Annotated in this window: 15 protein-coding genes; 4 read left to right on the forward strand and 11 right to left on the reverse strand. The window is 43.3% G+C overall.

Features of this window, described 5'->3' with window-relative positions; all coding sequences use genetic code 11:
* Positions 1-30 precede the first annotated feature (30 nt).
* Positions 31-474: a TadE/TadG family type IV pilus assembly protein gene (locus M9194_RS08380; RefSeq protein ID WP_250612182.1), complete on the forward strand. Its 444-nt coding sequence runs from the start codon at positions 31-33 to the stop codon at positions 472-474.
* A 2-nt stretch (positions 475-476) separates the two neighbouring features.
* Complete coding sequence (locus tag M9194_RS08385) at positions 477-953, forward strand: TadE/TadG family type IV pilus assembly protein (protein ID WP_250612183.1); 477 nt, start codon at positions 477-479, stop codon at positions 951-953.
* A gap of 2 nt (positions 954-955) precedes the next feature.
* Here the strand turns inward: M9194_RS08385 and M9194_RS08390 are convergent, their stop codons facing one another.
* From M9194_RS08390 to serB, 3 genes are all read right to left on the reverse strand, one after another.
* Positions 956-2167 carry a pilus assembly protein TadG-related protein gene (locus M9194_RS08390; RefSeq protein WP_250612184.1) on the reverse strand — a complete coding sequence of 404 codons (1212 nt, stop codon included), beginning with the start codon at positions 2165-2167 and terminating at the stop codon, positions 956-958.
* A gap of 152 nt (positions 2168-2319) precedes the next feature.
* Complete coding sequence (locus tag M9194_RS08395) at positions 2320-3129, reverse strand: class I SAM-dependent methyltransferase (RefSeq protein WP_250612185.1); 810 nt, start codon at positions 3127-3129, stop codon at positions 2320-2322.
* A gap of 42 nt (positions 3130-3171) precedes the next feature.
* Complete coding sequence (serB, locus tag M9194_RS08400) at positions 3172-4146, reverse strand: phosphoserine phosphatase (protein ID WP_250612186.1); 975 nt, start codon at positions 4144-4146, stop codon at positions 3172-3174.
* Between the two features lie 173 nt (positions 4147-4319).
* Between serB and M9194_RS08405 the strand changes: the two genes are divergently transcribed.
* Complete coding sequence (locus M9194_RS08405; RefSeq protein ID WP_250612187.1) at positions 4320-4925, forward strand: YtjB family periplasmic protein; 606 nt, start codon at positions 4320-4322, stop codon at positions 4923-4925.
* A gap of 66 nt (positions 4926-4991) precedes the next feature.
* Here M9194_RS08405 and M9194_RS08410 read toward each other — a convergent pair whose 3' ends face one another.
* From M9194_RS08410 to M9194_RS08435, 6 genes are all read right to left on the reverse strand, one after another.
* Entirely contained in the window at positions 4992-6212 is a 1221-nt protein-coding gene (locus M9194_RS08410; RefSeq protein WP_250612188.1) for a phosphopentomutase, read from the reverse strand.
* A gap of 218 nt (positions 6213-6430) precedes the next feature.
* Positions 6431-7207 carry a deoxyribose-phosphate aldolase gene (deoC, locus tag M9194_RS08415; protein ID WP_250612189.1) on the reverse strand — a complete coding sequence of 259 codons (777 nt, stop codon included), beginning with the start codon at positions 7205-7207 and terminating at the stop codon, positions 6431-6433.
* A gap of 457 nt (positions 7208-7664) precedes the next feature.
* Positions 7665-8927: a NupC/NupG family nucleoside CNT transporter gene (locus M9194_RS08420; RefSeq protein WP_250612190.1), complete on the reverse strand. Its 1263-nt coding sequence runs from the start codon at positions 8925-8927 to the stop codon at positions 7665-7667.
* A 206-nt stretch (positions 8928-9133) separates the two neighbouring features.
* Positions 9134-9925 carry a TatD family hydrolase gene (locus tag M9194_RS08425; protein WP_250612191.1) on the reverse strand — a complete coding sequence of 264 codons (792 nt, stop codon included), beginning with the start codon at positions 9923-9925 and terminating at the stop codon, positions 9134-9136.
* A gap of 73 nt (positions 9926-9998) precedes the next feature.
* Entirely contained in the window at positions 9999-10772 is a 774-nt protein-coding gene (gene yaaA / locus M9194_RS08430; RefSeq protein ID WP_250612192.1) for a peroxide stress protein YaaA, read from the reverse strand.
* A 96-nt stretch (positions 10773-10868) separates the two neighbouring features.
* A complete protein-coding gene (locus M9194_RS08435) occupies positions 10869-12350 on the reverse strand; it encodes an alanine/glycine:cation symporter family protein (protein ID WP_250612193.1) in 1482 nt (493 codons plus the stop codon).
* Positions 12351-13086: 736 nt separating this feature from the next.
* Here M9194_RS08435 and M9194_RS08440 point away from each other — a divergent pair.
* Complete coding sequence (locus M9194_RS08440; RefSeq protein ID WP_250612194.1) at positions 13087-13266, forward strand: DUF3545 family protein; 180 nt, start codon at positions 13087-13089, stop codon at positions 13264-13266.
* A gap of 34 nt (positions 13267-13300) precedes the next feature.
* Here M9194_RS08440 and M9194_RS08445 read toward each other — a convergent pair whose 3' ends face one another.
* On the reverse strand, positions 13301-13849 hold the full coding sequence (locus M9194_RS08445; RefSeq protein ID WP_250612195.1) for a hemerythrin domain-containing protein: 549 nt from the start codon (positions 13847-13849) through the stop codon (positions 13301-13303).
* Positions 13850-13980: 131 nt separating this feature from the next.
* The gene (gene ung, locus M9194_RS08450; RefSeq protein WP_250612196.1) at positions 13981-14661 is read right to left on the reverse strand and encodes a uracil-DNA glycosylase; all 681 of its coding nucleotides are present in this window, start codon (positions 14659-14661) and stop codon (positions 13981-13983) included.
* Positions 14662-15009: the final 348 nt, after the last annotated feature.

Consider the following 15009-nt stretch of genomic DNA (forward strand, 5'->3'; position numbering starts at 1 on the left):
GAGCGAGTGATTTTTTAGCTAGGAAGCACAATGAAGAATGGTCGGACAAAATCTCAATCTGGTTTGGCTGCGGTAGAAATGCTGATTGCTGCTCCTGTTTTGCTTATTCTTCTATCTGGCTTTGTCGAAGTCGGGAATATGTTTATTACCTACAACAACATCAATAAGCTTGCCCAAAATGGTATAAGGTACGCTGTTGTTGACATCTATGGCACCTCAGGCGTTAGTCAAGTAGCGAATGAGTCCAGCATCAAAAATCTCGTTGTTTATGGCGAAGTCTCTCCTGGAGGTGGGGCTACTGCCCTAGTTGATAACTTAACACCAGACGATGTCCAAGTCAGTCAAGCTGGAGACTATGTAACCATTACCGTATCTCATGACTATGAGCCCATTATGGGCGCGTTTAATGATGCGATGAATTTTGACGTGACTTTTCAAGCGTCCAGTACCATGTTTATTGGACAGAGCTTTTAGCTATGGTTAGGCGTAAACTTCAAGGGGTTACTATCATTGAGTTCACCATAGTCTCAACCGCTTTGTTATTGTTAGTCATGGGCGTGTTACAGGTAGGGCACTATGTGTATTCGTTACAAGTGGTCAATGATATGACAAGGGTTGCGGCTCGTCTGGCTACGGTTTGTCATGTATCCGACAAAGATGACATTCCCACATTAGCATTGCAGGACAATGCGCCGAGTGACTTCACCGCAAATAACTTAACCGTAGAATATTTAGACAGTGACGGACAGGTCATAAGTGGCACACTGACCAACGACGATGTCTTTACTACCATAAGGTATGTGAGAGCTAGGGTAGTAAACTATGATTATCAATTTAGTGGCTTGTTGAATTTTTTAGGTGACAGTGGCGTTCTCACTATACCTCAATACGAGACGACATTGCCGAATGAAAACCTGGGCATATTTGCCGACACCAGCACAACTGATTGCTAATTCTATGAACGAGTACTCAACGGATCATCGTAAAGAACCACTCTAAATGGTCCTTCTGTTTGTCCACCACTATTACCGAACGCACCATTTGGCACATAACATTGTTCAATATACTCACCGAATACGGGCTGTTTGCTGCCATTATTAGTCGGCGCTTGTTGTAATAGGAAAAAGCACCCTATCGCTTCTACCGTTAAGCTTGTCGTACCACCGCTTGCTCCACTGCAATCAACAATCGGTACTTGAACCACTCTTCGGTTAATTTTTCCCCCACTACTAATGCGGCAATTTGAGTCTCCCTCACACCCTGGCGCTTCTGCTATATAATCGCTATAGCTCCAACCATCGGTGTAAGTGATGCTGTCGTCATTTTCCAGCACAGCAGGAGTATCAGGCTCTTTCACATAAATATCCGAGGGGAAATCATCTGCCGTCAAACCTCCCCCACTATATACATCAAAACGAGTATTAAGCCCCTGCCCCACTGGACCCACATTATTACCAGGTTTTGTTGTTACCGTTTCACCTACGGTCACACAACCCGAATAATTACCCGCCAATGCTTGTCTGATTGTCGACGCGCCAGAGCCAAAGTCTAATAACTGGAAGTTACCTGGCCCCATAGAAGCATCACTTGGCTGTGATAATTTTAAAGGGTAGAGAGAGCCCGCATTGTATCCATTAACCCCACCATCAGGGCCTGAGCATACCGCCATGGGGACTAAATTACATACAACACTGAGGGGAGCACTTGGCCCAGCGACCGCACTAGAGGCGATTTCTTTATCAACAGTAAATAGATCCAAAAAGTAAGCATTCAAGTCATAGTCACTGACAGATACCCGAACAAAAACATCATTGGCTGCACTGAAGGAACCATCAGGAAATGTAGTTGGATCATTGGAAAATTGCACATTAATCGTTGCGGAAGAAAAGTCCATTTCTGAGTTACCACTAGCTCCTGCCATTTGCGTAAGAGTACTGTTGGCAATTGTGGCAGCGCTAGCAGTAGACCCTCCATTGGCAACCACTACAGCGGCAGCAAGCGCGGCAGCATCAACGCTGTTTTGCAAGCGAGTCTGATTCATTAAGGCATGGTTGACATCCACAGCAAAGGCGCCAATACCAACTAAGGCAGCCATTGCGGCAGTAACCAGTACTAAGACTAAACCACGCTGTTTTTTTCTACATAGATAACTATTCTTATAGGCCATAATAATTCCTTGCCTATTTCTTCTCTGGTCACGCTCCATTGATCTCTTAATTATAGTATCTATGATTGGATAAGGGAGTTTACCGGGCTATTATCTGTAGATTGGTTGCCACCTGCTGTCTAACATATTGATCCAGAGCCAGAATAATTCTCCTAAAAAATTGACTCATTGGCTTTACTCCCTATGACTAACCCGTGATTACTTGAACCTAACAAACTAGGCTCATCACAGCTTGCTAAATGGTAATCAAGCCAAGTTTGATACTGAGAAGGAGTGAAGTGGTTGACACCATTCGCGATATATCGGCCAAAACCATCGGTGGCTGAATGGCTAGCAATGGAAAAACCTGTTGATTGTACTAAGCGCTCTATCTCACTTGGGGTAGAGAAATAGCCAACTCTAAAGAAGCGATCGGCGGCTGGGTGAGATACGGTTCCTTGTTCATTGAGCTCGTTGAGAACATCTGGCGTAATAAGCTCAGGAAATAGTTGGGCAAACATCCCGGCAACAAAGAATCGTGAAACATAGGCAACGGCCAGAACACCTTCGGGTTTTAAAATACGCCTTGCCTCCTTTATCGCTTGCTCCCGCTCTTTTTCCGACTTTAAATGATATAAAGGGCCTAATATCACGCACAGATCTTGCGACTGGCTTGGGATAAAAGGAACATCGCATGCATTTCCTTGAAACACGTCTAACGTAAGCTGTTGTTCGTGAGCTTTGCGTTTGAGAATATTAACCTGATCGGGCACCAATTCAACGGAAGTTACCCTGCAGCCCATTTGTGCAAACGTTAATGAATAGCGGCCAGTTGCAGCTCCAAGCTCGCATACGCTGCTCCCTTTAGATAGGTAAGGAGCCAGTTTATGCATTGTCGTATCAAATTCGAGTTGCGCGATGTACTGACGAGTTAACCGAGAGTCTTCATCGGCTCCGGTATATTGCGCTATCAGTTCTTCCATTTATATTGTCCTTTTTGTTGTTATTGTCTGTCTATATGGGCACTAACTCGTCCAGGAAACTTTGTTATTTTTTACTAAGCCTGCGGATAAAATACACATCACGCCACCCAGCCCCGACACTCGAATCGCCGCTTGTGCTTGTTCCTCCACTTTTGCTTTAGCATGATAAGCAATACCAAGCCCAGCCACAGCCATCATGTCTAAGTCATTTGCCCCGTCCCCAACCGCAACCGTATTCTGGACTTCAATGCCGTATTGCTCGGCAAGCTGGACAAGGATCTCCGCTTTAGTTTGCGCGGAAACTACCTCACCCACCACCCTACCAGTCAACTTACCATTAGCGATATCTAACTGATTAGATTTGGCAAAATCAAGGTCGAGCAACTGCTTTAAATGATCGGAAAAATAGGTAAAACCGCCCGATGCGATTGCTGTCTTCCAGCCAAAAGATTTTAAGGTATTAGTAAGCGCCACGAGATCAGGCATGAGCGGCAGTGTTTGGCATACCTGCTCCAATATAGATTCATCGGCTCCCGTCAATGCTTTCACTCTCGCTCTAAGGCTTTCCTCAAAATCGAGCTCCCCTTGCATGGCTTTTTCAGTCACTTCAGCCACTTGTTCACCTACTCCAGCGAGTTTGGCAATTTCGTCAATGCACTCTACTTGAATAACGGTGGAGTCCATATCAAACACTATCACACCGGGGGAAGATAAGTCGGGTACATCTGATAGGTCAGCATAATCGAGATTCATCGCCTGCAAAGCGTGCTCTGTTTTGCGTGTTAACTCCCCATCTAACAAAGCAACTTCATAGTGGCCAACGTTCCAAGCATCGATCATCGAATGCTTAAAATCAGAGGCTTGATTAACTTTGCTCATCACTTCAACAGGTAGAGACTCGGAAAAAATGATCCACCTTGCTTGGTTTGGTTGCACGACATTAGGCAATCGGACGCCTGTAAAACGGGAAATTAGAGAGGTATGCCTCTTAATCGGTAGATTTTTTAACGAATCCATAGGGTATAATCCATAATAATAATTAAGACTAGGACGTGTTGACCTAGTTAACAGATTGCCAGAGTAAAACGCAAGCGAGAGTTTGAATTGTTTATTTAGCTACAGATCGCCTCCATGCTGGCTTAGGCATATCGGAAAGCCACAACAGATAACCCGTTAAACTTGGATAGTGAATGAATTCGTCTCTTTTTTCTTTTCGTGTCACCATTAAAGCCATTGCCATGATCTCCTTACTGGTCATGGTTGTGGTTATCGCTATTAATAGCGTGCAAATCACTAAAAGTAATGAACAAATCCAAGCCAATCAAATTGAGACGCTCACGCAAGTTCTGATTTCTCAAGCAGCCTTATCAGCCAGTGATATGGTGGTACAGCAAGACCAAGAAGGGTTAAGAAAGCTGGCCAACCATTTGGCAGAAGACAAACTGGTGTTCGACGCCACCATTTATGATGCTGAAGGAGTGAAACTAGCAGCAAGTAATCATGCGTTATCTGTCAGAGAGGTTCTTGGCTTAGATACGCCTTTGTCTACCGCACGAATAGGAAAACAGCAGCTAGTTGCACCAATTTACCAAGACAAAAACATTATTGGATTTGTTCGTATTACATTTGAAACCGGAAAACTCACCGCCATTTCCGATCACTTTTACAGAAAAAGTGACCGATATATGTACTCCATGGTGCTGATGAGCTTTACCAGTGGGGCGCTGCTGATGTTGCTGCTGATGAGAAGAAAAAACAGCCGAGGCGAAAATTTGCTGCTGAAAGATGTGAACTGAAAAAGCCAGTTAATCGAGTGATTAACTGGCTTTTCAAATAGAGCAGTTTTTGCGCTTAGCTAGCGATCACAAGAAGCTTTTTCCGTAGTCCATTGGCGTAGTAGAGAAGTAGCTCGCTAAACTCTGACCAATATCGGCAAATGTGTCTCTCAAGCCCAGTGAGCCCGCTGGAACCTTATCACCATAAACGATGACAGGGATATGTTCACGGGTATGATCGGTACCTTGCCAAGTAGGATCGCAACCGTGATCCGCAGTCAGAATAAGAACATCATCTTCTTGCATGATATCGAGGACTTCATTAATACGGCTATCGAAGTATTCTAGTGCTGCGGCGTAACCCGCCACATCGCGCCTGTGCCCATATGCTGAATCGAAATCGACAAAGTTCGTGAACACAATGGTGTTGTCTTGTGCTTTTTCGATAGCTTCCAATGTTGCATCAAACAGTGCTGGAATGCCTGTGGCTTTCACCTTTTGCGTGATACCGCAATGTGCGTAAATGTCTGCAATTTTACCAATAGACACCACTTCACCTTGCTTTTCATCGACAAGTTTCTGCAAAACAGTCGCCGCTGGCGGCTCTACTGAAAGGTCTCTACGGTTTCCAGTACGCACGAACTCACCCGATTTAGGTCCAACAAATGGACGAGCAATAACGCGACCAATGTTATAATCTTCTAGCTCTTCGCGCACAATTTGACAAAGTTGCAAAAGGTTATCCAGACCAAAGGTCTCTTCGTGACAAGCAATTTGGAACACAGAATCCGCTGAGGTGTAGAAAATAGGTTTTCCTGTTGCCATATGCTCTTCTCCCAAGTCATCCAAAACTTGAGTACCAGAGGCATGACAGTTACCTAGGTAACCTGGTAAATTCGCTCTCTCGACAATACGGTCAAGTAGCTCGGTAGGAAAACTGTTTGTCAAATCACGGAAGTATCCCCAATCAAACAATACAGGGACACCCGCGATTTCCCAGTGGCCAGACGGCGTGTCTTTACCAGAAGATAACTCTGCAGCGTGTCCATATGCACCAATAACCTCTACATCAGAGTCAAGTCCAAGTGCAAATTGGCCTGTTGATTCTTTATGAGCCATTGCTAGGCCAAGCTTAGATAAATTCGGTAGCGATAACGCTCCAGTGCGCTCGTCGTTATTGGCTAGGCCCTTGTAGCAACGTTCAGCAATGTGGCCAAATGTATCTGCGCCTACATCGCCGAATTTGTCAGCATCTGCGGTGGCACCAATACCAAAGGAATCCAGTACCAAAATAAATGCTCTTTTCATAATTTTCCCCTTCGATATTAATGAGGTTGTTTGTTGGTAGATGACGATGGGCAGTCGCGATTGTTGCGTAATATTCAGCTATCGTCATCCAAACTTGGGCCGCTTAATTCGCAAACTAGGCGGCTCGTGTGTTGACACGAAAAGTCACGAGTTAAAGCCTATCACTGGCTTTAACTTTCAGATGATTTTAGGGGTAGTCCCTAAGAAGTTGAGTGCGATTAATAAGCAGCAGGATCGGCTTTTTCTTCACTGACTTCTAACGTGTTAAGCAGATTCGTTAATAAGCTAGAAGCACCGAAGCGATAGTGTCGGCTGTCCACCCATTGGTCACCTAGGATTTCATCGGCCATTTGTAAGTAACTGGCTGCATCTTCCGCCGTTCTTACGCCACCTGCAGGCTTAAAACCAACCGTGTCTGACACGCCCATATCACGAATGACTTCAAGCATCATACGTGCATATTCTGGTGTCGCATTGACAGGCACTTTACCAGTAGAGGTTTTTATAAAGTCGGCACCTGCTTCAATCGAAATTTGTGAGGCTTTTTTAATGAGGGATTCTTCTTTCAACTCTCCGGTTTCAATGATGACTTTAAGTAGAATATCACCACACGCTTGCTTACATTGCTTAACAAGCTCAAAACCAACTTGCTCATTACCTGCCATGAGAGCGCGGTAAGGGAAAACAACGTCGACTTCGTCAGCGCCATAAGCGACAGCCGCTTTAGTTTCTGCTACCGCGATATCAATATCGTCATTGCCATGAGGAAAGTTAGTGACTGTCGCCACATTAATCTCTGGTGTGCCTTGTTGACTCAGTGTCTTCTTTGCAATAGGAATAAAGCGAGGATAAATACAAATGGCCGCAGTATTACCAACCACTGACTTGGCGTTGTGACAAAGCGCAATCACTTTTTCGTCAGTGTCATCGTCATTTAACGTAGTAAGATCCATTAATTTAAGTGCACGTAGTGCAGCTGCTTTTAAATCGCTCATTTCTATCTCCGATCAATTTCATTACTTCTTGATGAACGGACTTGGTTCCGTGAAGACTGACTACCATGGTAGCGACTACATCCTTGTAACCGTTAGTCTATTTTACTCAAACAGCATGCAGAGCAAGGACTAAGCCTGTTTGAGCCGATGCGTGAACACCCGCACGCTAGAACTTGTGTATTTGCCTTTTTGCTTAGTGAGCAAAATTATAGCTGGGCAGAATACATCTTCGCTGCGTATTATCAATAATTTTATAAAAAGTGAAAGTGATTCTCCATACGCAAACGGTTTGTATCTCACAAATAAAGCCGCATAAAAGAAACCATAGGCATAAGATTCAGCTTTAGTGCGTCAGTTTGATTTGTGACAAAAAAGCCCAACACATCCGTGTTGGGCTCTTAGGTTGACTGTTTTTAATGCTAGCTAAATACGGGTAGCCTAGTCATTTGAGCATAGTTCACAACGACAAGAAGAAGCCTGCAATCGTTGCTGCCATGAGGTTAGACAACGTACCCGCGGCCACCGCTCTCATACCAAACCTCGCGATGTCATGACGACGATTTGGCGCGATACCACCTAGGCCACCTAGCAATATTGCGATAGACGACAAGTTGGCAAAGCCACACAAGGCAAACGAGATAATAGCCTGAGTTTTTTGCGACATAACTTGACCAGTGTCGGCCACGAGTTGTCCTGCATCACCGACATAAGGAACAAAGTTCAAATAGGCTACGAACTCATTCACCACAATCTTTTGACCGATAAACGATCCTGCTAATGTGGCTTCTTTCCAAGGCACGCCTATCACGAACGCGAGAGGCGAAAATATCCAACCAAGAATGATTTCTAAGGTGATATCTGGGTGTCCAAACCACCCGCCTACACCGCCTATAATGCCGTTAATTAAGGCTATTAAGCCAATAAACGCAAGTAGCATTGCTCCTATATTTAGCGCAAGCTGCATACCCATTGAAGCGCCACCTGCGGCTGCATCAATAACATTGGCGGGTTTATCATCGCCACCATCGAGTTCTTCCTCGATATTTTCTTCGGGTTTTTCCGTTTCCGGCTTGATGATCTTCGCAAACAACAGTCCGCCCGGGGCTGCCATAAATGACGCCGCAACTAGATACTCAAGAGGTACCCCCATTGCTGCGTAGCCTGCCAATACACCACCGGCGACAGAAGCTAGACCACCACACATTACCGCGAAAAGCTCTGACTGGGTCATTTTAGGAACAAATGGACGAACCACGAGAGGTGCTTCGGTTTGACCAACAAATATATTGGCGGCTGCAGACATAGACTCCGCTCGTGATGTTCCTAGCGCTTTACGAAGTCCGCCACCTAAAATTTTAATGACCCACTGCATGATACCTAAATAGTATAGGACCGAGATCAGGGCCGAAAAGAACACAACCGTTGGCAAAACTTGAAAGGCAAAAATAAAGCCAATGCCGTCCACTGAGAAATTGGTTAGGCTACCGAATAGGAAGTTAATACCATTTTTTCCATAATCAATAACGTGTTGAACACCAGCAGAAAAACCCGCTAATAGGTCTCTCCCCCAAGGTACATAGAGGATAAAACCGCCAAGAATAAACTGAATGGCAAATGCAAATCCCACTGTCCTAAATTTTATGGCTTTACGATTATCAGATAACAATACTGCTATCCCAAGCAAAACCACAATGCCGACTAGGCTCATAAACAAACTCATAGTTTATGGCTTCCTTATATAAATTATCTTTGGCGTGTTACAAAAAGGAGCTAATTAAAGCGACGGTAATTATACGCATCTGTTAATAAGTCAAATAATATCAGCTTCACACTTCTTTATAGAATTCACCCTATAAACATCAAAAAGTGAGACTTTTATCACTAAATATTACAGCGCAACACAATGCGTAATCGTTGTTATTAATTTTAAACACAAATATTGAATAGATGATTGCTATTTTCCCAAATTGAGATCGCAATACTTTCTTCCGACTGATCTTTTAACAGTGAAAGTTGCTGAAGAACTTTGGGTAAGTGGTGCGGATAATTGGTTTGGCCTTGAAAGCCATATATTGGCATGTCTGGAGAGTCGGTTTCTAATACAATATGTTGCAAGCTTAGTTGTGATACAGCTTTACGCGTTTTCATCGCTCTTGGGTAAGTAATAGTACCACCTACGCCAATTTTGAAACCTTTGTCGACAAAGGCCATGGCTTGTTCATAACTCCCAGAAAAACCATGTAGCACCCCTCCTACACTAATGTTAAATTTTTTAATTAGTTGCAACAGTCTATTATGTGTTTTACGACTATGTAAAATAACTGGCAGTTGTAAGTTCTGCGCAATTGAAAGTTGTGCTTGTAAATATTTCTCTTGGGTTTTTATATCAATATCAATAGCCGAATCTAGGCCACACTCTCCCACTGCTACACATTGGCTATGCCTATTTGTGAGAGCCGTTTCAAGAGAAGAAATAGCTTCTTTACTGTATTCAACCAAAAAATAGGGGTGAAATCCAAATGCATGAAAAATATTAGGATTCGCCATAGATATTGATTGAATTCTCTGCCAATTTTGTTGACCGATGGAGGGAATTAAAAAGCGAGTGACATAATTGCTTTCAGCTTGAAGAAGACAGTTAGAGAAATCATTTTCAAACTGAGAAAAATCAATATGACAATGGGTATCAAAAAGCTGATAACGTGAATTAATAGACATATTCTATTTCACCGACATACACTCTAATATTGTAGTGTGAATGTCGGTATATCATTGGTTAATCTAAATAAGATTATTGTTCATCTCTTTTAAACACAAGTTCTTTATCCGATGAAGACGCTTCATCAAAATAATAACCAGCGCTAGAAAATTTAGTCAACCTTTGAACATCATCCACTTTATTTTCAATAATATAGCGAGCCATCATGCCTCGTGCTTTTTTCGCATAAAAGCTAATCACTTTATACTGACCATTCTTACAATCTTTAAACACAGGGGTTATGATGCGGCCTGCGACATTTTTCGCTTTCACCGCCTTAAAGTATTCATTGGACGCTAAATTGATCAAGCAAGGGTTTTTCTGCTCACGCAAGACAGCATTAATTTCATCGGTAATGATGTCGCCCCAGAACTGATATAAATTGCTACCGCGTTCATTGGCCAGCTTAGTGCCCATTTCCAACCGGTAAGGCTGCATCAAATCTAGTGGCCTCAACAAACCGTATAAGCCAGATAACAAGCGAAGGTGCTGCTGAGCATAGTCAAAATCTTGTTCAGACAAGGTTTCCGCTTCTAAGCCAGTGTAGACGTCACCTTTAAACGCTAAGATAGCTTGTCGGGAGTTTTCTTGGGTAAACACCTCTTCCCATTGTTGAAAACGTGCAACATTGAGGCTTGCGATTTTATCACTCACTTTCATAAGGGTGGCAATATCAGCAGGCGTTAACTTTCGGCACTCAGAAATTAGCGCTTTTGAGTGCTCTACGAGAGCAGGAACCGTATGACGCTTGGTAGCGAGTGGTGATTCATAATCCAACGTCTTAGCAGGAGAGAGTACAACGAGCATGACAGACATCCTTTGTAATATAGACTGGGTAAAGGATATAAAAAAAACCATGCAAAGTCTGCATGGTTTTTCTACGACAAATAAATTAATAGCCGATTAAGAATTGTCGACCTGTAGGCGAGTTCGCTTCACTTCCTTATCTTGCTCTGCCCCTTCAGCTAAGTTATCCCACACGCCTTCTTCAAGCTGAGATTGAAGTTCAGGGTACTCTCTTGCATCAAAAGTGGGTAATTTCCCAGCCGCCAACTGACGGTTGTAGTCTTTCGCCAGTTTAACCACTACGCCAGATAGCAAAATGATAGCCACCAAGTTGACAATTGCCATCATACCCATTGATACATCAGCTAAGCTCCATACGGTTGGTAGCGTCGCTAACGAGCCAAACATGACCATCGCCATAACGGCAAATCTAAAGAACAAAATGCCTTTTTTGTTGTTGTGCTCTAAGAAGATCAAATTGGTTTCAGCATAATGGTAATTGGCAATGATAGACGTAAAGGCAAAGAAAAAGATAGCAATCGCCACAAAGATACTGCCCCAATCGCCAACTTGAGCGCTCAATGCTTGTTGTGTTAACTCAATACCTGTCACCGTACCGTGTGGCACAAACTTACCTGACATCAAAATAATCGCCGCAGTACATGTGCAAATCACCAACGTATCGACAAACACCCCTAGCATTTGCACATAGCCTTGAGAGGCAGGGTGCGGTGGATACGGTGTTGCCGAAGCTGCCGCATTCGGTGCCGATCCCATACCCGCTTCGTTAGAAAACAGGCCACGCTTGACACCATTGATAACGGCTTGCGCAACAGCATAGCCAAGCCCACCTGCAGCTGCTTCTTTAAAACCAAAAGCACTCTTGATGATGAGAGTGAAAACGTCTGGCAGTTTTTCAACATTGCTTAACACGACGAACAAAGCCAGCAACAAATACGCCAACGCCATAATAGGGACAATGAGCTCAGCCGTACGAGCGATTTTTTTCACCCCGCCGAAAATGATCGACGATGATAGTAGAACAATAAAGATGCCTACGTATAACGGCTTGAAGCCAAATGCGCCACTCATCGCACTCGCGATTGAGTTAGCCTGAACCGCATTAAACACAAAACCAAACGCAATCAATAGGAAGATGGAAAACAACACACCCATCCAGCGCATGCCGAGGCCTTTTTCCATATAGTAGGCAGGCCCGCCTCGATAGTTACCGTCGGAATCGCGAGTTTTATAGAGCTGTGCAAGCGTGCTTTCAGCAAACGCGGTTGCCATACCAAGCATGGCGATCAACCACATCCAAAAAATGGCTCCGGGACCGCCTGCCGTAAGTGCAATAGCAACCCCAGCCATATTACCTGTCCCGACCCGAGCCGCTAAACTGGTACAAAGAGCTTGAAACGATGAGATGCCAGATTTGTCCGCTTTACGACTATTTTTCAGTACACTAAACATGTGGCCGAAATGGCGAAACTGGATAAACCCTAAACGTACGGTGAAATATACTCCAATCCCAACCAGTAAATAGACCAGTACCGATCCCCAAAGTAGATCGCTTACTAAATGAATTAAATCTGCCACTAAAGCCTCTCTAAGTTATCACACTGCCTGTGCGGCCATATCTACAACCGCTAGGGTACGTAGCTTTAGCTTCAGAGAAGCTAAGCCCAAGACTGTCCTAGGAAACGTATTGAAATACCGTAACAAATTGAGAAAGAGCAAGGAGTGCTAGTACAACTCAGGTTGGTTTCGTATTTCGTCGCCCCATTAACAACACAGCGTATTCTTTGATGGGCGAGGATCATGCAGGCGGTACAAATAAAAATCAATAGGCCTCCAATTGCATATTTATAAATCTTAATTTGATTTAACTAAAACAAAAAACAAACCAAAAGATAACAAATAAACACAAGAATAAAACATAACGATTAAAGTTATTCGCCCAAAACCACGAGGCTGTTTTTATCGCCAACTAAGCGCACAGTTGAGGCGACACTAACCACTTTAGCTTAACAAGAAGCGCTAGAAGATTGGCTGCCACTTATATTAAAAAGGAATAACAGGCCAATCACTATCGATAATAAGATTTATTATCACTTTTACGTTATCAGAATGTAACAATCAAGCGCCTAACAAAAGACATCATTTGTACAATTAGCCACTGATTATCAGAGCTCAATATCAAAACTCACGCCATTTTTTCTCATTTATGGAGCTTTAATGTAACAAATGCGAAACAAATCATAGTTATTATTCCTACAAATATGGTATTAAAAAGACTCCGTTTAGGAGCAACTACGACATAAAGAGGTGGCTTATGGATGGCTTACAATATGACGACATGGTGGATATGGATCTTCCCAAAGCTCGATCAACTCGCTCTAAACCAGTGAAACGCAAGTGGCGCGAAATAGAAGCAATTAAAGATAGACAACGGCTACAGCGTGAACTAATGGACATGGATATCGGATTAGATATTGATGATATTGAGATTTAAATAAAAGGCACCGAATTCGGTGCCTTTTATTTTATCAAAAATATTCATTGTTATTTTGGCGGACTCTGTCTGCTAATTGACGATATTTGTCCGCGATGTGAGCACCAAACACTGGGTCATCTTCTTCGATGGCCCATATTTTATCGACTTCAGCCCAGTCTTCATCGGTAAAGACCTGCTCAATAACTGGCAATATCGCTCGCTCTTCAAAATCGAGATGACGCTTTTGATAGTGAATAAAGTCTTCGAGATGCTCGACAAACATATGTTGAGGAACCACCGCGTCACTCAGAATCATCTCGACTAGCGCTAAAAAGGCGTGAGTTTTCTCGGCCAAGACCTCGTGCTCATGGGTTAAGTTCTCCAGCTGGTCACTACCATAAAGTTCAATATAGCGGTTATAAAGAATATCCTCTTTAGGGTGATGCACCTTTTCAGAGTGATTCGCTAAGTAGTCAACGATTTCCTTTACCAAAGAATAATTGATCGGTTGTTCTTGCTTTAGCTGTGAAAGCTTTCGCCTAAGGATTGCGAGTAATCGAACCATATACCCGTGCTCTTTTCTTATGATCTCAATCATCATCTCGACCTCCTGGATCAGTCGACTTACTAAATGCCACTATGAGCATGGTTACATAACTTTGGAGGTGTAATATTGATTTAGGGCAATAAAGTGGTTACTAATTGCATGAGCATTGAAACAAATGGCCATAGCTATATAGATAGCGGTAAATGCCAATTGACTGGTTCTAGACCTCGTGATTGTAAAATTGCGTTGGTTTGCGAAAAGTGTTGACTACCCAAAAATCCTCGGTGAGCCGAGAGCGGTGACGGGTGAGCGCAACTGAGTACATGATGTTTCTGCCTATCTATGTATTGGCCTTTCTTTTTCGCGTGTGATCCCCACAATAAGAAGACAACACCTGTTAAATGCTGGTCTATCGCTTCGATGACTTTATCGGTAAACGTTTCCCATCCTGTTTTTGCGTGAGAATGAGCTTTGCCTTGCTCCACAGTAAGTACCGTATTTAACAGTAATACCCCTTGTTCAGCCCAACTTTGCAAATAACCATGATTAGGAATTTGAAAATCATCGATATCCTGAGCAAGCTCTTTGTACATGTTTGCCAAAGATGGAGGGGGCTTAATGCCTGGCAAAACGGAGAAACATAAGCCGTGGGCTTGATTTGGACCATGATACGGATCTTGGCCTAAAATAACCACTTTCACTTGTTCAAATGGCGTTGCCCGAAAAGCGTTAAATACATCCTCAGATTTCGGATAAATCGATTTTCCCGAGTTGCGCTCTGACTCGACAAATTGCATTGTCTGCTGAAAATACTCTTTTTGCTTCTCGATTCCAATCACATCACGCCAATTTAACGCTTGAGTCATAGGTGGCCCTTAAACACTAAAACAAGATATTGTAAAGCAGTGTACAGGGCCAACCTAGATAAGCCTAACCATTTTTCTGAGGAATTCTGTGATGTCCTTGTCCAGAAATATGTCGATTTGGCACCGGAAACTTTGGTGCTGCGGGGCTATAAGTTACGGTATTTAAAGAGTGTATTAACTTCATACGGCTTCCTCCTCTTCACGGTAATGAAAACATACACAGTCTTCATTCATCCTCATGAAAAAAAGATGCCAACTACTTGATCGCTACCAATAACGTACTGAGTGAACGTGCATTTCTTTTAGTAGCAATAATTCCCCCCAGCCAAGAAAAAGATATATATATAA

The sequence above is a fragment of the Vibrio sinus genome (assembly GCF_023634645.1).
GTDB classification, from domain to species: domain Bacteria; phylum Pseudomonadota; class Gammaproteobacteria; order Enterobacterales; family Vibrionaceae; genus Vibrio; species Vibrio sinus.